Genomic DNA, 24247 nt, shown 5'->3' with positions numbered 1-24247 from the left:
AACCACGAGAATCTCCAGCGGACAGTGGGGATGAAACAGGCCCGCGAATGCGAGAATAGCCCCGGAAGCGAGCCTTTCTCCAATCCCCGTTCACTGGAGTTACGAGGGCGAAGCGGATGCGCCCTCGCCCCAAGCAAGCAAATCAGGAAGGTCTGGTCGCCCCCCGTGCGGGCGAGCAGGCGAGGTCGCGTTTCGGTGTGTCGCGACCCGCCCGCGGCGGGGGCTTCTTCCGGCGTTCGAGCGTCAGCGTGCGCTGCTCGTGGTGCTCATTCGGCGTCTTGCTCCAGCAGCCGCAGGTGGTGGGTCAGCCGCTCCACCACCGAGGTGACGTGGGGCGCGGTCAGCAAGGTGAAGTGGTCACCGGGTACCTCGTGCACAGTGAGTGCGCCGGGGAGCCACGCGCTCCAGCCCAGGTCCTCGGCGCGAGGCGCCCCGCTCGGGGGTGTGGCGGCCCGGAGGAGGACGGCCGGGCCCGTGTAGACGCTGGCGGGTACGTAGGTGCGTTGGGCGTGGCTGAGCCGCTGATACACGCGGAAGAGGCGCTCGGCCGCGTCGAGGTCCAGCGCGGGCCCGCCCGAGGGTGAGCGCCGCGCCAGCTCCAGCACGTAGCCGAGTGCGCCCCGCACGTCGAGCCGCCGCAGGTGCTCCACGTCCAGGGGCAGTGACTGCCACGGCAGCCCGAGCACCCGGCCGAAGCCGGCCAGTTGCGTGAGGGCATCGGCTCGGGCCGGGGCTGCGTTTGAGGCGCGTGGCTGTCGAGGAGGGCCAGCAACTCCACCTTCTCCCCCGCGGCCTGGAGCAGGCGGGCCATTTCGTAGGCGACGAGTCCGCCGAAGGACCAGCCACCCAGGAGATAGGGCCCCTGGGGCTGCACGGCGCGCAGCTGGGTGAGGTAGTCGCGGGCGAGGACTTCGATGGAGGCTTCGGGCAGTTCGCCTCCGTCGAGGCCGGAGGCGGACAGGCCGTAGAGGGGCCTGTCGGTGCCCAGGTGGCGGACGAGCTCGGTGTAGCCCAACACGCTGCCGCCGCCGCCGTGGACGAGGAAGAGGGGGCGGCCGGTGGCGGTGCCCGCATCCAGCCGGACGAGGTTGGAGGAGGAGCGGGAGGACTCGTCGCGCTGCTCCAGCCGCTGAGCCAGGCGCTCCACGGTGGCGCCCTGGAAGAGGGATGACACAGGCAGTGCGACTCCGGTGCGCTCGCGCAGTCGGGTCATGAGGCGCACGGCGAGGAGGGAGTGGCCGCCGAGGGCGAAGAAGTCGTCGGTGACGCCGACCTTCTCGACGTGGAGCACTTCGGCCCAGACGGCGGCGATGGCTTCCTCGGTGGGCGTGCGCGGGGCGACGTAGGCGACTCCCGTGGAGGACGCATCCGGCGCGGGCAGGGCCTTGCGGTCGACCTTTCCGTGGGTGTTGAGGGGCAGTGCCGCCAGGAAGACGAAGGCGGAGGGCACCATGTACTCGGGCAGGTTCTTGCCGATGGCGGCACGCAGCTCCGTGGTGGACGGCGTGTTGTCCATGGAGACGGGCACCACGTACGCGACGAGGCGCTGGTTGCCAGGCACGTCCTCGCGAGCAAGCACGACGGCGCGACTGACGGTGGGCTCCTGCTCCAGGGCGGCTTCGATTTCGCCCAATTCAATCCGGAAGCCGCGCAGCTTCACCTGGAAGTCGATGCGGCCCAGGTAGTCGAGCTCGCCATTGGCGAGCCAGCGCACCTTGTCGCCGGTGCGGTAGAGGCGGCCACCGGCCGCTGCGCCGAACGGGTCCGGAACGAACTTCTCGGCGGAGAGCTCGGGCCTGCCGAGGTAGCCACGAGCGACACCCGCGCCGCCGATGAAGAGCTCGCCGGGGACGCCGGTGGGCACCGGCTGCATGCGCTCGTCGAGGACATACACCTGCACGTTGGCGAGCGGGCCGCCCAGGGTGGGCCTGGAGGAGCCACGAATGGCGCGAGCGGTGGTGTCGACGGTGCACTCGGTGGGGCCGTAGACGTTGAAGCAGTGGATGAACGGGTGGGCGGACAGCTTCGCCCACAGCGCTTCGTCCACGGCCTCACCGCCCACCAGCACGCGCAGTGGCCTGGAAGCCGCGAGTCCCTCCTCCAGCAGCAGGCGCAGGTGAGAGGGCGAGCAGTCGAGGACGTCGAGCTGGTGCTTCTCCACCCACGCCTTGAGCAGCGCGACGTCCTCGCGAGCGGCCTGGGGCACGAGGCAGAGGGCATGGCCGTCGGCCACCTGGATGAGTTGCTTCACGGAGGCGTCGAAGGCGAGCGGAGCGTTGAGGCTGACGCGCAGCGCGCCCTCGGCTCCGGCATACACGGCCGAAGCGAGTGCGGCGCGCAGGTTCATCACGGAGGAGTGCTGAACCATGACGCCCTTGGGGCGGCCGGTGGAGCCGGAGGTGTAGATGACGTAGGCGAGATGCTCGGGCGAGGTGACGCGAGGCGGGTTGGCCTCGGACTCGCGCGCGAGCACCTGAGCAACGGAGGCATCGTCCAGGTAGAGGGGCTCCACGCCGGAGCCCTCCATGCGCTCGGCCAGATGGCGCTGGGTGAGGGCCAGTCGCGCACCGCAGTCCTGGAGCATGAAGGCCAGGCGCTCGCGCGGGTAGGCGGGGTCCATGGGGACGTAGGCACCACCGGCCTTGAGGATGGCGAGGACGGCCACCACCATGTCCACGCCACGCTCCATGCAGAGGGCGACGCGCACCTCGGGCCCGACACCCCGCTGACGCAGGACCTGCGCGAGCTGGTTGGCGCGGCGGTTGACCTGCGAGAAGGACAACGAGGCGGAGTCATCGAGCACCGCGACGGCGTCCGGAGTACGCGCAGCCTGCACCTCGAAGCGCTCATGCAGCGCGCCGTCCCAACTGGCCTCCTGGCGGGTGTCATTCCAGCTCGTGAGCAACTGCTGACGCTCGGAGGCGGGCAGCAGAGGCAATTCACCCACGCGCGTTTCCGGCGCGAACACGGCGGCCTGCACCAGCGTGGAGAAGTGCTCCACCATGCGGGCGATGGTGCCCTGCTCGAACAGGTCCGTGCGGTAGCTCAGTGTGCCGCCGAAGCCCTCGGGTCGCTGGGACAGTGAGAGCGTCAGGTCGAACTTCGTGGTCTGCGCGCCCGACTCGAAGGACTCCAGGCGCAGCGGGGTGCTGTCCTTCGCACCGCCCTTCACCTCCATGGAGGTCGTCGGAGCGTTCTGTAGAACGAGCATCACCTGGAACAGCGGCGAGTGACTCAGGCTGCGCTGGGGCCGCAACTCCTCGACGAGCTTCTCGAAGGGCACGTCCTGGTGCTCGTAGGCCCCCAGCGTTGTGGTGCGCACCTTCGCGAGCAGCTCGCGGAAGGTTGCGCGTGCGTCCACCTGGGTGCGCAGCACCAGCGTGTTGACGAAGAAGCCGATGAGGCCCTCCGTCTCCCCACGGGTGCGGCCGGCGATGGGGGAGCCGACGGAGATGTCGTCCTGTCCGGAGTAGCGCGCCATCAGCATCTGCCAGAGGGTCAGCAGCGCCATGAAGGGCGTGGTGCCTTCGCGCTGGCACAGGGCCAGGAGCGCCTCGGTGACGGATGCGGAGAGCTGTACCGGTTGCCACGCGCCGCGGTGGGACTGGACGGCGGGACGAGGCTTGTCGGTGGGCAGTTCCAGCACGGGCGCCGCACCGGAGAGCTGCTCGCGCCAGTACCCCAGTTGCTTCTCCAGCGCCTCACCCCGCAGCCACGAGCGCTGCCATGCGGCGAAGTCCGCATACTGCACCGGGAGGGCGGGCAGACGCGCTTCACGGCCCATGGCATGCGCCGAGTAGAACTCCGCCAGCTCGCGCACCAGCACTCCCATGGACCAGCCATCGGAGACGATGTGGTGCATCGTCCCGATGAGGACGTGGTCCTGCTCGCCCAGGCGCAGCAGCAGGGCGCGGAAGACGGGGCCTCGCGCCAGGTCGAAGGGGCGCTGGGCTTCCTGCGCGGCCAGCCTGCGGGCCTCGGCCTCGCACTCGGAGGCGGGCAGCGCGCTCAGGTCCACCACCGGCAGCGGGAAGTGCGGCACGGGGTGGATGACCTGCACGGGCTCGCCGTCATGGACGCCGAAGGTGGTGCGCAGCGCCTCGTGCCGCTCGGCGAGTGAGACGAAGGCTTTCTCCAGCGCACCCACGTCCAGGGGCCCACGCATGCGCAGCGCGGAGGGGATGTTGTACGCGGAACTGCCGGGCTGGAGCTGGTCGATGAACCACAGTCGCTGCTGCGCGAAGGACACCGGCAGCTCACCGGTGCGCGGCACGGGCACCAGGGGCGGAGCCTGGACGGTGCGCGAGTGCACCGCCATGTCCACCCGCCTCGCGAGTGCAGCGACGGTGGGCGCCTCGAAGAGGGCACGTAGGGGCAGTTCCACGCCGAAGGTGGAGCGGATGCGCGAGATGACCTGCGTGGCCAGCAGCGAGTGGCCGCCCAGTTCGAAGAACTGCGCCTCCGCGCCCACGCGCTCCAGGCCCAGCACCTGGGCCCACAGGCCCGCGAGCAGCTCCTCGGTGGGGGTGCGCGGGGCGACGTGCTCCACCGTGGAAGCCGGCGCCTCGGGCACGGGCAGGGCCTTGCGGTCCACCTTGCCGTTGGGCGTGAGTGGCAGCGCCTCCAGCACGACGAAGGCCGAGGGCACCATGTGCTCGGGCAGCCGTTGCTTCGCGGTGGCCCGGAGAGCCTCCGCGTCCAGGGAGACGCCGGGAGCAGGGACTGTGTAGGCCACCAGGCGCTTGTCGCCGGGGCGGTCCTCACGCACCAGCACCAGCGCCTGCCGCACGTTGGCGTGCGAGGCCAGCACGGCTTCGATTTCACCCAGCTCGATGCGGAAGCCACGCAGCTTCACCTGGAAGTCGATGCGGCCGACGTAGTCAAGCGTGCCATTTGCCCTCCAGCGCACGAGGTCTCCCGTGCGGTAGAGGCGTCCACCGGGCTCGGTGGCGAACGGGTCCGGCACGAACTTCTCGGCCGTCAGCTCCGGCCGGTTGAGGTAGCCGCGAGCGAGGCCCACGCCACCGATGCACAGCTCGCCGGCCACGCCCACGGGTACCGGGCGCAGGTGGCGATCCAGCACGTATTGCCGCGTGTTGGCGAGGCCCTGGCCCAGCGGCGGACGCTGTCCGTCCGGGACGCAGAGGTGCACGTTGGCGATGACGGTGCCCTCGGTGGGGCCGTACGCATTGAAGAAGCGCCGGCCAGGAGCCCACTTCTCCACCAGCTCGGCCGAGCAGGCCTCGCCGCCAGAGAGGATGGTGCCCAGCGTCTCCAATCCATCAGTGGGTAGCAGTGCCAGGACGGAGGGCGGCAGCAGCACCTGGTCGATGGCCTGGCCGCGCAGCACGTCCATCAGCGGCTGGCCGGGCATCAGGTCCTCGCGCGATGCCATCACCAGGGTGGCGCCGTGGAACAGCGCCAGCGTCACCTCGTACACGGCGGCGTCGAAGCTGAAGGACGCGAACTGGAGTACGCGCTGCCCAGCGCGCAGGCCCGTGACGCGGGCGATGTCCGCCGCGAGGTTGGGCACGCCGCGGTGGCTCACCATGACGCCCTTGGGACGGCCGGTGCTGCCGGAGGTGTAGATGACGTACGCCAGGTCGTCCGCCGTGCCGACGCGCGCCGGCGCGGAGACCGGGTGGCGCGAAAGGAAGGACTCGGCGGTGTCGAGATTCAGCACGTCGCCCGAGAAGGAGGGCAGCGTGTCGCGCAGGTGCGAGTGGGTGAGGAGCACCGACGCGCCGCAGTCCTGGAGCATGAAGTCCAGGCGCTCACGGGGGTAGGCCGGGTCCATGGGCACGTAGGCGCCGCCGGCCTTGAGCACGCCGAGCAGACCCACCACCAGGTCGAACGAGCGCTCCACGCATAGCGCAACCAGGATGTCGGGACGAACCCCCAGGGTGCGCAGCTCGTGTGCGAGCTGGTTGGCCCGCGCGTCCAGCTCACGGTAGCTCAGCGTGCGCTCGCCGAAGCGGAGGGCCGCGGCGTCGGGCGTGCGCTGCACCTGGGCTTCGAACATCTCGTGGAAGCGGGCGCCGTCCGCGAAGGGAGCGGCCGTGTCATTCCATTGCTCGACGACCTGGCGGCGCTCGTCCTCGCGCATCAGCTGGATGTCGGACAGGCGCTGGCGCGGGTTGGCGGCGATGGCCTCCAGCAGGGTGTGGAGGTGGCCGGCCATGCGCACGATGGTGGAGGCATCGAACAGGTCGGTGTTGTAGTTCAGCGAGCCGTACAGCCCCTGCGGGCTCGGCGTCACCGTGAGCGTCAGCTCGAACTTGGCGACGTGGGTGGGCGCCTCCACGGTGGACAGCTTCAGGCCCGACAGGGAGATGGAGGAGTCGGGCAGGTTCTGCAGTGAGAACATGACCTGGAAGAGCGGCGAGCGGCTCAGGTCGCGCTCGTGCTGGAGCACCTCCACCAGCTTCTCGAAGGGCACCTCCTGGTGGGCATACGCGCCCAGTGTGGACTCACGCACCCGCTCCAGCAGGGACGCGAAGGTGTCCTCGTCAGTCACGTGGGCGCGCAGGGCAAGCGAGTTGACGAAGAAGCCGATGAGGCCCTCCGTCTCCGTGCGGTTGCGGCCAGCGATGGGCGAGCCGACGACGACGTCGTCCTGTCCCGAGTACCGGGAGAGCAGCGTCTGCCAGCTGGCGAGCAACACCATGAAGAGGGTGGCGTTGTGCTGACGGGCGAGCGCCTCCAGTTGCTGCCCCAGCCCCGCGGGGAGCGCGAAGGGATGCGTCGCCCCGTGGAACGTCTGGACGGGCGGGCGGGGCCTGTCGGTGGGTAGCTCCAGCGCCTTCGGGGCGCTACCGAGCTGCTGCTTCCAGTAGCCGAGCTGCGCCTCCAGCACCTCGCCACTCAGCCAGTTTCGCTGCCACACCGCGTAGTCGGCGTACTGCGTCGGCAGCGGCGCGAGCCTCGGCGGCTGGCCCGAGGCGTGAGCCTGGTACAGGGCTGCCAGCTCGCGCACGAGCACGCTGAGCGACCAGCCGTCGGAGATGATGTGGTGCAGGTTGAGGAGCAGCACATGCTCTTCGGACGCGAGCCTCAGCAGCGAGGCACGGAACAGCGGCCCCTGGGAGAGGTCGAACGGGCGGACGCCGTCCTCGGTGGCCAGACGCCGGGCCTCGGACTCGCGCTGCTCGGTGGACAGTTCGCCCAGGTCCACCACGGGCAGATGGAAGGCCGAGACGGGGCGGATGACCTGCACGGGCTCGCCATTGCTGGCAGCGAAGGTGGTGCGCAGTGACTCGTGACGCTCGACGAGTGCACCGAGGCTGCGCTCCAGGGCGGCGAGGTCCAGGGCTCCGGTGAGGCGCACCGGCGAGGGCATGTTGTAGGCGGAGCTGCCGGGCTGGAGTTGGTCGATGAACCACAGGCGCTGCTGTGCGAAGGACAGCGGCAGCGAATCGGAGAACGCTGCCCGGCGCACGAGGGCGGGCGCCTGAAGCGAGCCTCCTGTCAGGCGAGCGGATTCGATGCGCTCGGCGAGTGCGGCGACGGTGGGCGCCTCGAAGAGGGCCCGCAGGGGCAGCTCCACGTCGAAGGTGGAGCGGATGCGGGAGATGACCTGCGTGGCCAGCAGCGAGTGGCCGCCGAGCTCGAAGAAGTTGCTGGTGACGCTCACCTGGGGCACGCGCAGGACGGCCGCGAACAGCTCCGCCAGCTTCTCCTCGGTGGGAGTGCGCGGGGCGACGAAGTCCTCGGTGGAGGACAGCGCCGCATCCGGCGGGGGAAGGGCCTTGCGGTCGACCTTGCCGTTGCTGGTGAGGGGCAGGGAGTCCAGGCGCACGAGGGCGGAGGGCACCATGTACTCGGGCAGCCGCTGCTTGAGGGCGGTGCGCAGGGCGGCGATGTCGAGGGACTCGGGAGCGGCGACGTAGCCGACGAGGCGCTTGTCGCCGGGGACGTCCTCGCGCACCAGGGCGACGGCCTGGGCGACCTCGGGGAAGGAGAGCAGGGCGGATTCGACTTCGCCCAGCTCGATGCGGAAGCCGCGCAGTTTCACCTGAGCGTCGGCGCGGCCGACGAAGTCGAGCACGCCTCCGGCGAGCCAGCGGACCAGGTCGCCGGTGCGGTAGAGGCGAGCGCCGGGGATGCCGGAGAAGACGTCAGGGACGAAGCGCTCGGCGGTGAGGGCGGGCTGGCCGATGTAGCCGCGAGCCAGTCCGTCGCCGCCGATGAACAACTCCCCGACGACACCCACGGGAGCGGGCTGGCCGTGAGAGTCGAGCACGTACAGTTGAGTGGCGGCAATGGGACGGCCGATGGGGACGGAGGAGCCCACCTGCTGCGCGTGAGTCACCGGCCAGGCTGTGGCGAACACCGTCGTCTCGGTGGGGCCGTACATGGCGGTGACGGGGATGCGCAGGCCCTCCACGGCACGACGCACGTGGGCGGGCGACACCACGTCGCCGCCCGTCATGACGTGCTTCACGGTGCTCAGCCCCGGAGGCGGGTTGTCCACCAGTTGGGTGAAGAGGCCAATGGTGGCCCACAGCGTGGTGACGCCCGAGGACTGGATGACGTGGCCGAGTTCCTCCAGCGACGCGGCCTGCGGAGGCATGACGACGAGGCGAGCACCGTGCAGCAGCGCGGCCCAGATTTCGAAGGTGGAGGCGTCGAAGGAGATGGGAGCGAACTGGAGGAGGACTTCGTCGGGCCCGAAGCGGGCGTAGTCGGTGCCGAGGAGGGTGCGAAGCACGCCGCGGTGGGTGGTGCCGACGCCCTTGGGGCGGCCGGTGGAGCCGGAGGTGAAGTCCACGTAGGCGAGCGAGTCGGGCAGGGAGACGGGGGCCGGCGCGTGCGTCGGCTCGGAAGCGAGTGCTGCGTCCTCCAGCACGACGGTGGAGAGCACGTCCACGGGCAGACGCGCGAGCAGCGCGCGTGTGGTGACGAGGGCCTGGGGAGCGGTGTCCTCCACCATGCCGGCCAGTCGCTCACGCGGATAGGACGGGTCCAGGGGGACGTAGGCGCCGCCAGCCTTGAGGATGGCCAGCAGCGAGACAATCAGCTCCAGCGAGCGCTCGACGGCGAGGGCGACGCGAGAGTCGGCACCCACGCCAAGCCGGCGCAGGTGGTGCGCGAGCTGGTTGGAGCGCTCATCGAGCTGGCGGTAGGTGAGGCGCGAGTCGCCGAACTCCACGGCGACGTGGTCCGGGAAGCGGGCCACGACGTGCGAGAAGACCTCAGGCAGCGTGGACTCGCGCGGGTAGGTGGACGAGGTGGCGTTCCACTCCCCCAGCACCTGCTGGCGCTCCACATCGGACAACAAGGAGATAGCCGAGAGGGATGCTTCGGGCCGGGCGACGAGGGCCTCCACCAGCACCCGGAAGTGGCTCGCCATGCGCAGCGCGGTGGCGTGCTCGAAGAGGTCGGTGTTGTAGCCCAGCTTCCCCTGGTAGCCGTTCGGGGTCTCCGACAGGGTGAGCTGCAGCTCGGACTTGATGGTGGGTTTGTCGACGTCCAGCGGGCGCAGTGCCAGCCCCTTGCCCTGGGCCGACGGCGTGGGCGTATTCACCAGGGAGAAGAGAACCTGGAAGAGCGGGCTGCGGCTCATGTCGCGGGTGGACTGGAGCTCTTCCACCAGTCGCTCGAAGGGCACGTCCTGGTGGGCATAGGCGCCCAGCGAGGATTCCTTCACCTGACGCAGCAAGTGGATGAAGGACGCGGAGTCCTCTACCTGGGAGCGCAGCACGAGGGTGTTGACGAAGAAGCCGATGAGGCCTTCCAGCTCGCCGCGCTGACGGCCCGCGATGGGGGAGCCGACGGAGATGTCCCTCTGCCCGGAGTAGCGGGAGAGCAGCACCTGGAAGGCGGCAAGCAGTGCCATGAAGGGCGTGGCGCCCTCTTGCTGGCACAGTGCCTTGAGCTGCTCGGAGGCGGCGAGCGAGAGCGCAACGGGCACGTCCGCGCCGTTGAAGGTCTGCACGGGAGGACGAGGCTTGTCGGTGGGCAACTCCAGGGTGGAGACGCCGGAGAGGTGCCGCTTCCAGTAGCCGAGCTGCTCCTCCAGCACGGCGCCCTGGAGCCACTGGCGTTGCCAGGCGGCGTAGTCGGCGTACTGGATGGGCAGGGGCGTCAGGGGCGAAGGCCGGCCCTGCGAGAAGGCTTCGTAGAGTGCGGCGACTTCACGCACCAGCACGCCCATGGACCAGCCGTCGGAGACGATGTGGTGCATGTTGAGGGCGAGCACGTGCTCGGTGGCGCCCAGCTTCAGCACCTGTGCGCGGACCAGCGGACCGGTGGCGAGGTTGAAGGGACGCAGGGCTTCCTCGCGCAGGTGGCGCTCCAGCTCGACGCGGGCGGCCTCGGGCTTCATGCTGCTGAGGTCCACCTGCTGCAGCGGCAGCACACCGCGGGGCGCGATGAGCTGGAAGGGCTGGCCCTCCTGCTGGGTGAAGGAGGTGCGCAGGGCTTCGTGGCGGTGCACCAGCTCGTCGAAGCTGAGCTGGAGTGCGGCCACGTCGAGCGGGCCGTCCATGCGCACGAAGGCGGGCATGTTGTAGGCGGGGCTGCCAGGTTGGAGTTGGTCGATGAACCACAGCCGCTGCTGCGCGAAGGACACGGGCCGTGAGCTCTCGCGGGGCACGGGGACGATGGCGGGCGCCTGGAGTGCGCCACCCGTCAGGCGAGTGGACTCGATGCGCTCGGCGAGTGCCGCGACGGTGGACGCCTCGAAGAGGGCGCGCAGGGGCAGCTCCACGTCGAAGGTGGAGCGGATGCGGGAGATGACCTGCGTGGCGAGTAGTGAGTGGCCGCCCAGCTCGAAGAAGTTGCTGGTGACACTCACCTGGGGCACGCGCAGGACGGCCGCGAACAGCTCCGCCAGCTTCTCCTCGGTGGGAGTGCGCGGGGGGACGAAGTCCTCGGTGGAGGACAGCGCCGCATCCGGCGGGGGGAGGGCCTTGCGGTCGACCTTGGCGTTGCTGGTGAGGGGCAGGGAGTCCAGACGCACGAGGGCGGAGGGCACCATGTACTCGGGCAGCCGCTGCTTGAGGGCGGTGCGCAGGGCCGCGGTGTCGAGGGACTCAGGCGCGGCGACGTAGCCGACGAGGCGCTTGTCACCGGGGACGTCCTCGCGCACGAGGGCGACGGCCTGGGCGACCTCGGGGAAGGAGAGCAGGGCGGATTCGACTTCGCCGAGCTCGATGCGGAAGCCGCGCAGCTTCACCTGGGCGTCGGCGCGGCCGACGAAGTCGAGCACGCCTCCGGCGAGCCAGCGGACCAGATCGCCGGTGCGGTAGAGGCGGGCGCCGGGGACGTGGCTGAAGGCGTCAGGGAGGAAGCGCTCGGCGGTGAGCGAGGGCTGGCCCAGGTAGCCGCGCGCGAGGCCATCGCCGCCGATGTAGAGCTCCCCGATGACACCTACAGGCACCGGCTGGCCGTGCGCGTCCAGCACGTACAGTTGAGTGGCGGCAATGGGACGGCCGATGGGGACGGAGGTGCCCACCTGCTCCGCGTGAGTCACTGGCCAGGCGGTGGCGAACACCGTCGTCTCGGTAGGGCCGTACATGGCGGTGACGGGGACACGCAGGCCCTCCACGGCACGACGCACGTGGGCGGGCGACACCACGTCGCCGCCCGTCATGACGTGCTTCACGGTGCTCAGCCCCGGAGGCGGGTTGTCCACCAGTTGGGTGAAGAGGCCAATGGTGGCCCACAGCGTGGTGACGCCCGAGGACTGGATGACGTGGCCGAGTTCCTCCAGCGACGCGGCCTGCGGAGGCATGACGACGAGGCGAGCACCATGCAGCAGCGCGGCCCAGATTTCGAAGGTGGAGGCGTCGAAGGAAATGGGAGCGAACTGGAGGAGGACTTCGTCGGGCCCGAAGCGGGCGTAGTCGGCGCCGAGGAGGGTGCGCAGGACGTTACGGTGGGTGGTACCCACGCCCTTGGGGCGGCCGGTGGAGCCGGAGGTGAAGTCCACGTAGGCCAGCGAATCGGGCAGGGCGACGGGTGTCGGCGCATGCGTCGGCTCGGAGCTGAGCGCGGCATCCTCGAGCACGACGGTGGAAAGTCCCTCCACGGGCAGGCGGGGCAACAGTGCGCGCGTGGTGACGAGGGCCTGGGGAGCGGTGTCTTCCACCATGCCGGCCAGTCGTTCGCGCGGGTAGGACGGGTCCAGGGGGACGTAGGCGCCGCCAGCCTTGAGGATGGCGACGAGGGAGACGATGAGCTCCAGCGAGCGCTCGACGGCGAGCGCGACGCGAGAGTCGGCACTCACGCCAAGCCGGCGCAGGTGGTGCGCGAGCTGGTTGGAGCGCTCATCGAGCTGGCTGTAGGTGAGGCGCTCGGAGCCGAACTCGACGGCGACGTGGTCCGGGAAGCGGGCCGCCACCTGGGTGAAGACCTCGGGCAGGGTGGACTCGCGCGGGTAGTTGGAAGCGGTGGCGCTCCAGTCGCGCAGCACCTGCTGGCGCTCGGCCTCGGAGAGCAGGGGCACGGAGGAGAGGGGCGCTTCGGGCCGGGCGACGAGGGCCTCCACCAGCACCTGGAAGTGGCTCGCCATGCGCAGCGCGGTGGCACGCTCGAAGAGGTCGGTGTTGTAGCCCAGTACCCCCTGGTAGCCCTCCGGGGTCTCCGACAGGGTGAGCTGCAGCTCGGACTTGATGGTGGGTTTGTCGACGTCCAGCGGGCGCAGTGCCAGCCCCTTGCCCTGGGCCGACGGCGTGGGCGTGTTCAGCAGGGAGAAGAGGATCTGGAAGAGCGAGCCACGGCTCATGTCGCGGGTGGACTGGAGCTCTTCCACCAGTCGCTCGAAGGGCACGTCCTGGTGGGCGTAGGCACCGAGCGCCGACTCCTTCACCTGACGCAGCAGGTGGATGAAGGACGCGCCTGCCTCCACGTTTGTGCGCAGTACCAGGGTGTTGACGAAGAAGCCGATGAGGCCCTCCAGCTCTCCGCGCTGACGGCCCGCGATGGGGGAGCCGACGGCAATGTCCTGCTGGCCGGAGTAGCGGGAGAGGAGCACCTGGAAGGCGGCGAGCAGCGCCATGAAGGGCGTGGCGCCCTCCTGCTGGCACAGGGCCTTGAGCTGCTCGGAGGCGGCGAGAGAGAGCGAGACGGGCACGTCCGCGCCGTTGAAGGTCTGCACGGGCGGGCGGGGCTTGTCGGTGGGCAGCTCCAGGGTGGAGATGCCGGATAGGTGCTGCTTCCAGTAGCCGAGCTGCTCCTCCAGCACGGCGCCCTGGAGCCACTGGCGCTGCCAGGCGGCGTAGTCGGCGTACTGGATGGGCAGTGGAGGCAGGGGCGAAGGCCGGCCCTGGGAGAAGGCCTCGTAGAGGGCGGCGACTTCGCGCACCAGCACACCGAGGGACCAGCCGTCGGAGACGATGTGGTGCATGTTGAGGGCGAGCACGTGCTCGGTGGCGCTCAACTTCAGCAACCGCGCGCGGACCAGCGGACCGGTGGCGAGGTTGAAGGGACGCAGGGCTTCCTCACGCAGGTGGCGCTCCAGCGCGGCGTGGGCGGCCTGGGCTTCCAGGCCACTGAGGTCCACGAGCTCCAGCGGCAGCTCACCGAGAGGAGAGATGAGCTGGAAGGGCTGGCCCTCCTGCTGGGTGAAGGAGGTGCGCAGGGCTTCGTGGCGGTGCACCAGCTCATCGAAGCCTCGCTGGAGTGCGGCCACGTCGAGCGGCCCGTCCATGCGCACGAAGATGGGCATGTTGTAGGCGGGGCTGCCGGGCTGGAGCTGGTCGATGAACCACAGCCGCTGCTGCGCGAAGGACACAGGCAGGGCGCCCGTGCGGGGAACGGGGACGATAGCGGGCGCCTGGAGCGAGCCACCCGTCAGGCGAGTGGACTCGATGCGCTCGGCGAGTGCGGCGACGGTGGACGCCTCGAAGAGGGCGCGCAGGGGCAGCTCCACGTCGAAGGTGGAGCGGATGCGGGAGATGACCTGCGTGGCCAGCAGGGAGTGGCCGCCCAGCTCGAAGAAGTTGCTGGTGGCGCTCACCTGGGGCACGCGCAGTACGGCCGCGAACAGCTCCGCGAGCTTCTCCTCGGTGGGAGTGCGTGGGGCAACGAAGTCCCCGGTGGAGGACAGCGCCGCATCCGGCGGGGGAAGGGCCTTGCGGTCGACCTTGGCGTTGCTGGTGAGGGGCAGGGAGTCCAGACGCACGAGGGCGGAGGGCACCATGTACTCGGGCAGCCGCTGCTTGAGGGCGGTGCGCAGGGCGGCGATGTCGAGGGACTCGGGAGCGGCGACGTAGCCGACGAGGCGCTTGTCGCCGGGAACGTCTTCGCGCACCAGGGCGACGGCCTGGGCGACCTCGGGGTGGGTGAGCAGGGCGGATTCGACTTCGCCGAGCTCGATGCGGAAGCCGCGCAGTTTCACCTGAGCGTCGGCGCGGCCGACGAAGTCGAGCACGCCTCCGGCGAGCCAGCGGACCAGGTCGCCGGTGCGGTAGAGGCGGGCTCCGGGAACGTCGCTGAAGGCGTCGGGGACGAAGCGCTCGGCGGTGAGCGACGGCTGGCCCAGGTAGCCGCGCGCGAGGCCGTCGCCGCCGATGTACAGCTCTCCGATGACACCCACGGGCACCGGCTGGCCGTGCGCGTCCAGCACGTACAGTTGAGTGGCGGCAATGGGACGGCCGATGGGGACGGAGGAGCCCACCTGCTGCGCGTGAGTCACCGGCCAGGCTGTGGCGAACACCGTCGTCTCGGTGGGGCCGTACATGGCGGTGACGGGGATGCGCAGGCCCTCCACGGCACGACGCACGTGGGCGGGCGACACCACGTCGCCGCCCGTCATGACGTGCTTCACGGTGCTCAGCCCCGGAGGCGGGTTGTCCACCAGTTGGGTGAAGAGGCCAATGGTGGCCCACAGCGTGGTGACGCCCGAGGACTGGATGACGTGGCCGAGTTCCTCCAGCGACGCGGCCTGCGGAGGCATGACGACGAGGCGAGCACCGTGCAGCAGCGCGGCCCAGATTTCGAAGGTGGAGGCGTCGAAGGAGATGGGAGCGAACTGGAGGAGGACTTCGTCGGGCCCGAAGCGGGCGTAGTCGGTGCCGAGGAGGGTGCGAAGCACGCCGCGGTGGGTGGTGCCGACGCCCTTGGGGCGGCCGGTGGAGCCGGAGGTGAAGTCCACGTAGGCGAGCGAGTCGGGCAGGGAGACGGGGGCCGGCGCGTGCGTCGGCTCGGAAGCGAGTGCTGCGTCCTCCAGCACGACGGTGGAGAGCACGTCCACGGGCAGACGCGCCAGCAGCGCGCGTGTGGTGACGAGGGCCTGGGGAGCGGTGTCCTCCACCATGCCGGCCAGTCGCTCACGTGGATAGGACGGGTCCAGGGGGACGTAGGCGCCACCGGCCTTGAGGATGGCCACCAACGAGACAATCAGCTCCAGCGAGCGCTCGACGGCGAGGGCGACGCGAGAGTCGGCACCCACGCCCAGTCCGCGCAGGTGGTGCGCGAGCTGATTGGAGTGCTCATCGAGCTGGCGGTAGGTGAGGCGCGAGTCGCCGAACTCCACGGCGACGTGGTCCGGGAAGCGGGCCACGACGTGCGAGAAGACCTCAGGCAGCGTGGACTCACGCGGGTAGTTGGAAGCGGTGGCGCTCCAGTCGCGTAGCACTTGCTGGCGCTCCATCGGAGACAGCAGGGACACCGAGGAGAGGAGCGCTTCGGGCCGGGCGGCGAGGGCCTCCACCAATACCTGGAAGTGGCTCGCCATGCGCAGCGCGGTGGCACGCTCGAAGAGGTCGGTGTTGTAGCCCAGAGCCCCCTGGTAGCCCTCCGAGGTCTCTGCCAGGTGGAGCTGCAGCTCGAACTTGATGGTCGGGTTGTCGATCTCCAGCGGGCGCAGTGCCAGCCCCTTGCCCTGGGCCGATGCCGTGGGTGTGGTCCGCAAGGAGAAGAGGACCTGGAAGAGCGGGCTGCGGCTCATGTCGCGGGTGGACTGGAGCTCCTCCACCAGTCGCTCGAAGGGCACGTCCTGATGGGCGTAGGCACCGAGTGCCGACTCCTTCACCTGACGCAGCAGGTGGGTGAAGGAGGCGGAGTCCTCCACCTGGGAGCGCAGCACGAGGGTGTTGACGAAGAAGCCGATGAGGCCTTCCAGCTCTCCCCGCTGACGGCCGGCGATGGGCGAGCCGACGGCAATGTCCTGCTGCCCGGAGTAGCGAGAGAGGAGCACCTGGAAGGCGGCAAGCAGCGCCATGAAGGGCGTGGCGCCCTCCTGCTGGCACAGGGCCTTGAGTCGCTCGGAGGCGGCGAGAGAGAGCGAGACGGGCACGTCCGCGCCGTTGAAGGTCTGCACGGGCGGGCGGGGCTTGTCGGTGGGCAGCTCCAGGGTGGTGAGGCTGGAGAGGTGCTGCTTCCAGTAGCCGAGCTGCTCCTCCAGCACGGCGCCCTGGAGCCACTGGCGCTGCCAGGCGGCGTAGTCGGCGTACTGGATGGGCAGGGGCGGCAGGGGCGAAGGCCGGCCCTGGGAGAAGGCCTCGTAGAGGGCGGCGACTTCGCGCACCAGCACACCGAGGGACCAGCCGTCGGAGACGATGTGGTGCATGTTGAGGGCGAGCACGTGCTCGGTGGCGCTCAACTTCAGCAACCGTGCGCGGACCAGCGGACCGGTGGCGAGGTTGAAGGGACGCAGGGCTTCCTCGCGCAGGTGGCGCTCCTGCGCGGCGTGGGCTGCCTGGGTTTCCAGGGCACTGAGGTCCACGAGCTCCAGCGGCAGCTCACCGAGAGGAGAGATGAGCTGGAAGGGCTGGCCCTCCTGCTGGGTGAAGGAGGTGCGCAGGGCTTCGTGGCGGTGCACCAGCTCATCGAAGCCTCGCTGGAGTGCGGCCACGTCGAGCGGCCCGTCCATGCGCGCGAAGATGGGCATGTTGTAGGCGGGGCTGCCGGGCTGGAGCTGGTCGATGAACCACAGCCGCTGCTGCGCGAAGGACACGGGCAGGGCGCCCGTGCGCGACAGGGCGACGAGGCCGGGCGCCTGGCTTGGAAGTCCCGTCAGCCGTCCGGACTCGATGCGCGTGGCGAGGGCCTCCAGGGTCGGGGCCTCGAAGAGGGTGCGCAGGGGCAGCTCCACACCGAAGGTGGAGCGGATGCGGGAGACGAGCTGCGTGGCCAGCAGCGAGTGGCCGCCCAGCTCGAAGAAGTTGTCGGACACGCCCACTCGAGGCACGCGGAGGACTTCGGCCCAGAGGGAGGCGAGCTGCTCCTCGACGGGGGAGCGGGGGGCGACGTAGCCGTCCCGAGGCGCGGCGGCGTCCGGGGCGGGGAGGGCCTTCCTGTCCACCTTGCCATTGGAGGTGAGGGGCAGCGCCTCCAGGACAACGAAGGCGGAGGGCACCATGTACGCGGGCAGCCGCTGCTGGAGGAAGGAGCGCAGGGGCTCCGCCTCGGGGCGCGGGCCGGAAGCCGGGGTGACGTATGCGACCAGTCGCTTGTCACCGGGCACGTCCTCGCGAGCGACGACGAGGGCTTCGTGCACGGAGGGGTGCTCGCGCAGGACGGCGGCGACTTCGGCGGGCTCGACGCGGAAGCCACGCACCTTCACCTGGAAGTCGGCGCGGCCGAGGAAGTCCACGCGGCCATCGGCCAGCCAGCGCACGCGGTCTCCGGTGCGGTACATGCGGGCGCCGGGGAGAGGGGAGAAGGCGTCGGGGAGGTAGCGCTCCGCCGTCAAGTCGGGCCGGCGCAGGTAGCCGCGCGTCACCTGGGCGCCGCCGACGTACAGCTCTCCGGGCACGCCGAGGGGTACGGGCTGCAGGGCCTCGTCCAGCACGTACAGGCGCGTATGGGCCAGGGGCCGACCCAGCGGCGCCGAGGCAGGAGCCGCGCCAGCCGCGGCCCATTCCAGCCGGCCTGCGAGGACGCCCACCGTCGTCTCGGTGGGGCCGTAGTGGTTGTGGATTTCGCACCCGGGCGCCAGCGTGCGCACCGTCTGCAGCATCGCGGGCGTGGAGGACTCGCCGCCGAGCACCAGGCGCTTGCGAGGCAGCACGAGGTGGGGCTCTGCCGCAGTCAGCAGGGCGGCCAGGTGGGAGGGGACGATCTTGACGCAGTCGATGGGGTGCCGCCGGAAGTACTCGGCGACGCCGGTGGGACTGCCGACGCGCTCCTGCGTGAGGATGTGGAGCAGGCCACCGGTGCACAAGGCGGGGAAGAGGACGGTGTTGCCCAGGTCGGCGGCGAAGGTGGAGACGAGGGCGAAGCTGGAGCAGTCGGCGAGGCCGAGTCTGTCGGTGACGGAGTGGACGTAGGTGAGCAGGTGGCCATGGGCCACGGCGACGCCCTTGGGCCTGCCGGTGCTGCCGGAGGTGAAGAGGACGTAGGCCAGGTGCTCCGGGTGCGGCGCGCATGCGGGCGCGCTGGTGCTCAGTCGCTCCAGCATGGGGGCGTCCTCGTCCAGGCGCACCACCGCGACGGGAAGGGCGGCGAAGGAGGCGGCATGCCGCGCATGCGTCACCACCACGGGCGCGGCCACTTCCTGTACCAGCGCCTGGAGGCGCAGTGCGGGCTGGGCCGAGTCCATCGGGACGTAGGCCCCTCCGGCCTTCCAGACGGCGAGCAGGGCAACCACCATGTCCACGCCGCGCTCCAGGCAGAGGGCGACGCAGGTGTCGGCCCCCACGCCCAGCGAGCGCAGGTGCCAGGCCAACTGGTTGGCGCGGGCCTCCAGTTGCGCGTACGTGAGGACTTCCCCTTCGCAAGCGATGGCGGGCCGAGAGGGGTGAAGCGCGGCCTGGGTCTCGAAGAGGGCGGGCACGGAGATATGGGGCGCGGGCCCCGTCGCCGTGGCGTTGAAGGACTCGAGCAGCAGTGTGCGCTCGGCGGAGGACAGGAGCGGCAATTCACCCACGCGGGTTTCCGGCGCGGACACGGCGGCCTGCACCAGCGTGGAGAAGTGCTCCACCATGCGGGCAATGGTGCCCGGCTCGAAGAGGTCCGTGCGGTAGCTCAGCGTGCCGGACAGTCCTTCCGGCGACTGGCCCAGCGACAGCGTCAGGTCGAACTTGGTGGCCTGGGCGCCGGGGTCGAACCCCTCCAGCTTCAGCGGGGTGCTGCCTTCGGCCCCCTGCTGCACCTCCAGGGCGCCCGTCGGAGCGTTCTGCAGGACGAGCATCACCTGGAAGAGGGGCGAGTGGCTGAGGCTGCGCTCGGGCCGCAATTCCTCGACGAGCTTCTCGAAGGGGACGTCCTGGTGCTCATAGGCGCCCAGGGTGGTGGCGCGCACCTGGGCGAGCAGCTCGCGGAAGGTGGCGCGTGCGTCCACCTGGGTGCGCAGCACGAGCGTGTTGAGGAAGAAGCCGATGAGGCCTTCGGTTTCCCCGCGGGTGCGGCCGGCAATGGGCGAGCCAACGGAGATGTCGTCCTGGCCCGAGTAGCGGGACAGCAACACCTGCCAGAGGGCGAGCAGCGCCATGAAGGGCGTGGCGCCCTCCCGCTGGCAGAGGGCCTCGAGCTGCTCGGAGGCCGTCCGGGAGAGGACCACGGGCACGCGTGCGCCGTGGAAGGTCTGCACGGGCGGGCGGGGCCTGTCGGTGGGCAGCTCCAGGGTGGAGACGCCAGAGAGCTGCTGCTTCCAGTAGTCGAGCTGCGCGTCGAGCACCGCGCCCTGGAGCCACTGGCGCTGCCAGACGGCGTAGTCGGCGTACTGGATGGGAAGGGGCGGCAGCGGCGAGGGCCTGCCCTGGACGAAGGCTCCGTAGAGGGCGGCGACCTCACGCACCAGCACGCCCATGGACCAGCCGTCCGAGACGATGTGGTGCATGTTGAGGGCGAACACGTGCTCGGTGGCGCTCAACTTCAGCAGCCGGGCGCGGACCAGCGGGCCGGTGGCGAGGTTGAAGGGACGGAGGGCTTCCTCGCGCAGGTGGCGCTCCAGCTCGGCGCGGGCGGCCCGCGGCTCCAGGCCGCTGAGGTCCGCCAGGTGCAGCGGCAGCTCGCCGAGAGGGGAGATGCTCTGGAAGGGCTGACCCTCCTGCTGGGTGAAGGTGGTGCGCAGGGCTTCGTGGCGGTGGGCCAGCTCGGAGAGCGCGCGGCGCAGGGCGTCCGCGTCGAGCGTCCCCTCCATGCGCACGAAGGTGGGCATGCTGTAGGTGACACCCCCCGGCTCGAGCTGGTCGATGACCCACAGGCGCTGCTGCGCGAAGGACAGCGGCAGCGGCCCCGTGCGCGGCACGGGAAGGAGCGGCGGCGCCGTTCCCCGGTGGGAGGCTCCCGTGGAGTCGATGCGCTGGGCGAGTGCGGCGACGGTGGGCGCCTCGAAGAGGGCGCGCAGGGGTAGCTCCACGTCGAAGGTGGAGCGGATGCGGGAGATGACCTGCGTGGCCAGCAGCGAGTGACCGCCGAGCTCGAAGAAGCTGCCGGTGACGCTCACCTGGGGAAGCCGGAGGATGGCCGCGAAGACCGACGCCAGCTTCTCCTCGGTGGGGGTGCGAGGCGCGACGTGCGTCTCGGCGGACGACAGCAGTGCCTGGTCGGGGACAGGCAGGGCCTTGCGGTCGACCTTTGCGTTGGAGGTGAGGGGAAGGGAGTCCAGACGCACCAGGGCGGAGGGCACCATGTACTCGGGCAGTCGCTCCTTGAGCGCGGCACGCAGGGCGGCCGTGTCGAGCGACTCGGGCGCGGCGACGTAGCCGACGAGGCGCTTGTCGCCGGGGACGTCCTCGCGCACCAGGGCCACGGCCTGACCCACCTCGGGGAAGGCAAGCAACGCGGCTTCGACCTCGGCCAGCTCGATGCGGTAGCCGCGCACCTTCACCTGCGCGTCGGCACGGCCGAGGAACTCCAGCACGCCGTCGTTGCGCCAACGGGCCAGGTCGCCCGTGCGGTAGAGGCGGGCACCCGGGACACCGGAGAAGGCGTCTGGGACGAAGCGCTCTGCGGTGAGGGCGGGCTGGCCGACGTAGCCCCGGGCCACGCCGTCGCCACCGATGAACAGCTCTCCCACGACTCCCACGGGGATCGGCTGACCGGAGGCATCCAGCAGGTACACCTGCGTGTTCCCGATGGGCCTGCCGATGGGCACGGCCGTGCCGACGTGCTCCACCGAAGTCATTCGGTGGGTCGAGGCGAAGAGTGTCGTCTCCGTGGGGCCGTAGCAGGCCGTGACGGGGATGCGGAGCTCTTCGAGCACGCGGCGCACGTGCGGCGCGCTCACCACATCGCCACCCGTGAGCAACTGCTTCACGTTGCGCAGGGCGGAGAAGTTGTGGTCCACCACCTGGGTGAAGAGGCCGGCGGTGAGGTGGAGCGTGGTGACGCCGTGCTTCACCAGCACCGACTCCAGTTCCTTCAAGTCGGAAGGCGAGTACGGCGGGAAGACGACGAGGCGGGCACCGTGGAGCAGCGGGCCCCACAGCTCCAGGGTGGAGGCGTCGAAGGAAACGGGCGCGATGAGGAGGAAGGTCTCATCCGGGCCCAGGTGCGCGTAGTCGTTGCCGAAGACGGTGCGGAGCACAGCGGACTGCGGAGTGCCGACACCCTTGGGCCGGCCCGTGGTGCCGGAGGTGAAGTCGATGTACGCGAGGCTCTGAGGCAGTGCGGCCCGAGGCGGCGCATGCGTCGGCTGGCCGTCCAGGGACATGTCTTCCAGCACCACGGTGGACAGGCCCTCGGCGGGCAGCTTCGCCAGCAGCTCGCGCGAGGTGATGAGCACGCGCGGCTGGGCGTCCTCCAGCATGGCTGCGAGGCGCTCCCGCGGATACGTCGGGTCCAGCGGGACGTAGGCGCCGCCGGCCTTGAGGATGGCGACGAGGGAGACGATGAGCTCCAGCGAGCGGTCCAGGGCAATGGCCACGCGCGAGTCGGTGGAAACGCCCAGGCCACGCAGGTGCCAGGCGAGCTGGTTGGCGCGAGCGTCGAGCTGCCGGTAGGTGAGCTTCTCCTCACCGAACTCGACGGCGACCTTGTCGGCGTGACGAGCCACCACCTGGGAGAAGACCTCGGACAGGGTGGCGCCGCGCGGGTAGTCGGTGGCGGTGGCGTTCCACTGCACCAGCACCTGCCGGCGCTCGGCGTCGGACAGCATGGACGCGGAGGCGAGTGGGACGTCGGGTCGGGCGACGAGCGCCTCCACGAGCGCGTGGAAGTGCCCCGCCATCCGGCCGATGGTCGCCGGCTCGAACAGGTCGGTGTTGTAGCCGAGCGAGCCCTGGTAGCCCTCCGGCGAGTCCGTCAGGCCCAGCTCCAGGTCGAACTTGATGGCCGGATTGCCCACTTCGACCGGACGCAGCGTCAGCCCCTTGCCCTGAGCCGAGGCGGTGGGCGCGTTCTGCAGGGCGAAGAACACCTGGAAGAGCGGACTGCGACTCATGTCGCGGGTGGACTGGAGCTCTTCCACCAGTCGCTCGAAGGGCACGTCCTGGTGGGCGTAGGCGCCCAGGGAGGATTCCTTCACCTGACGCAGCAGGTGGATGAAGGACGCGCCTGCCTCCACGTTCGTGCGCAGCACCAGGGTGTTGACGAAGAAGCCGATGAGACCCTCCAGCTCTCCGCGCTGACGGCCGGCGATGGGCGAGCCGACGGTGATGTCCTGCTGCCTGGAGTAGCGGGAGAGGAGCACCTGGAAGGCGGCAAGCAGCGCCATGAAGGGCGTGGCGCCCTCCTGCTGGCACAGGGCCTTGAGTCGCTCGGAGGCGGCGAGAGAGAGCGCAACGGGCACGTCCGCGCCGTTGAAGGTCTGCACGGGCGGGCGGGGCTTGTCGGTGGGCAGCTCCAGGGTGGTGAGGCTGGAGAGGTGCTGCTTCCAGTAGCCGAGCTGCTCCTCCAGCACGGCGCCCTGGAGCCACTGGCGCTGCCAGGCGGCGTAGTCGGCGTACTGGATGGGCAGTGGAGGCAGGGGCGAAGGCCGGCCCTGGGAGAAGGCCTCGTAGAGGGCGGCGACTTCACGCACCAGCACGCCCATGGACCAGCCGTCCGAGACGATGTGGTGCATGTTGAGGGCGAGCACGTGCTCGGTGGCGCTCAGCTTCAGCAACCGTGCGCGGACCAGCGGACCGGTGGCGAGGTTGAAGGGGCGCTGGGTTTCCTCGCGCAGGTGGCGCTCCAGCGCGGCGTGGGCGGCCTGGGCTTCCAGGTCGCTGAGGTCCACGAACTCCAGCGGCAGCTCACCGAGAGGAGAGATGAGCTGGAAGGGCTGGCCCTCCTGATGGGCGAAGGAGGTGCGCAGGGCTTCGTGGCGGTGCACCAGTTCATCGAAGCCGCGCTGGAGGGCCGCCACGTCGAGCGGCCCGTCCATGCGCACGAAGGCGGGCATGTTGTAGGCGGGGCTGCCGGGCTCGAGCTGGTCGATGAACCACAGCCGCTGCTGCGCGAAGGACAGGGTCAGTGCGCCCGTGCGGGGCACGGGGACGATGGCGGGCGCCAGGTTCCCCGAAGCGGACTCCCGTGCCGAATCGACACGAGCGGCCAGTGCCTCGAGCGTTGGCGCCTCGAAGAGCACGCGCAGGGGCAGCTCCACGTCGAAGGTGGCGCGCACGCGCGAGATGAGCTGCGTGGCCAGCAGCGAGTGTCCACCCAGCTCGAAGAAACCGTCGTTCACGCCCACGCGTGGCACACGCAGCACCTGGGCGAAGAGCCCGGCCAGCAGCTCCTCGGTGGGTGTCCTCGGGGCCACGTAGGCCGCGTCCGGAGCGGACGACACTGCCTCCGGGGCGGGCAGGGCCTTGCGGTCCACCTTCGCGTTCGCCGTCAGTGGGAAGGCGTCCAGCCGCACCAGGGCGGAGGGCACCATGTACTCGGGCAGCCGTTGCTTCAGCTGTGCACGCAGCGCGGTGACGTCGAGCGACTCGGGCGCGGCGACGTAGCCGACGATGCGCTTGTCTCCAGGGACGTCCTCGCGCACCAGGGCCACGGCCTGACCCACCTCGGGGAAGGCAAGCAGCGCGGCTTCGACTTCGGCCAGTTCGACGCGGAAGCCGCGCACCTTCACCTGCGCGTCGGCACGGCCGAGGAACTCCAGCACGCCGTCGTTGCGCCAACGGGCCAGGTCGCCCGCGCGGTAGAGGCGGGCTCCGGGCACGCCGGAGAAGGGGTCGGGGATGAAGCGCTCAGCGGTGAGGGCGGGCTGGCCGACGTAACCCCGGGCCACGCCGTCGCCGCCGATGAACAGCTCTCCCACGACTCCCACCGGGACCGGCTGACCGAAGGCATCCAGCAGATACACCTGCGTATTGCCGATGGGACGGCCGATGGGAACGGAGGTGCCCACCTGTGCCACGTCCGTCATGCGGTGGGTCGAGGCGAAGAGCGTCGTCTCGGTCGGGCCGTAGCAGGCCGTGACGGG

The 24247-nt window shown here is 70.4% G+C and carries 1 protein-coding gene (only partly in view); it reads right to left on the bottom strand.

The window, feature by feature from the left end; translation table 11 throughout:
- Positions 1-340: 340 nt before the first annotated feature.
- A protein-coding gene (locus OV427_RS07275) for a non-ribosomal peptide synthetase (RefSeq protein ID WP_267855379.1) crosses the window boundary here: on the bottom strand, positions 341-24247 show its 3' portion. Its footprint extends 18450 nt past the window's final position; the window shows 23907 of its 42357 coding nt (coding positions 18451-42357); the start codon falls outside the window, past its right edge; the stop codon is at positions 341-343.

The organism is Pyxidicoccus sp. MSG2, from assembly GCF_026626705.1.
Classification (GTDB): domain Bacteria; phylum Myxococcota; class Myxococcia; order Myxococcales; family Myxococcaceae; genus Myxococcus.
This window is presented reverse-complemented; position numbering and strand designations above follow the sequence as displayed.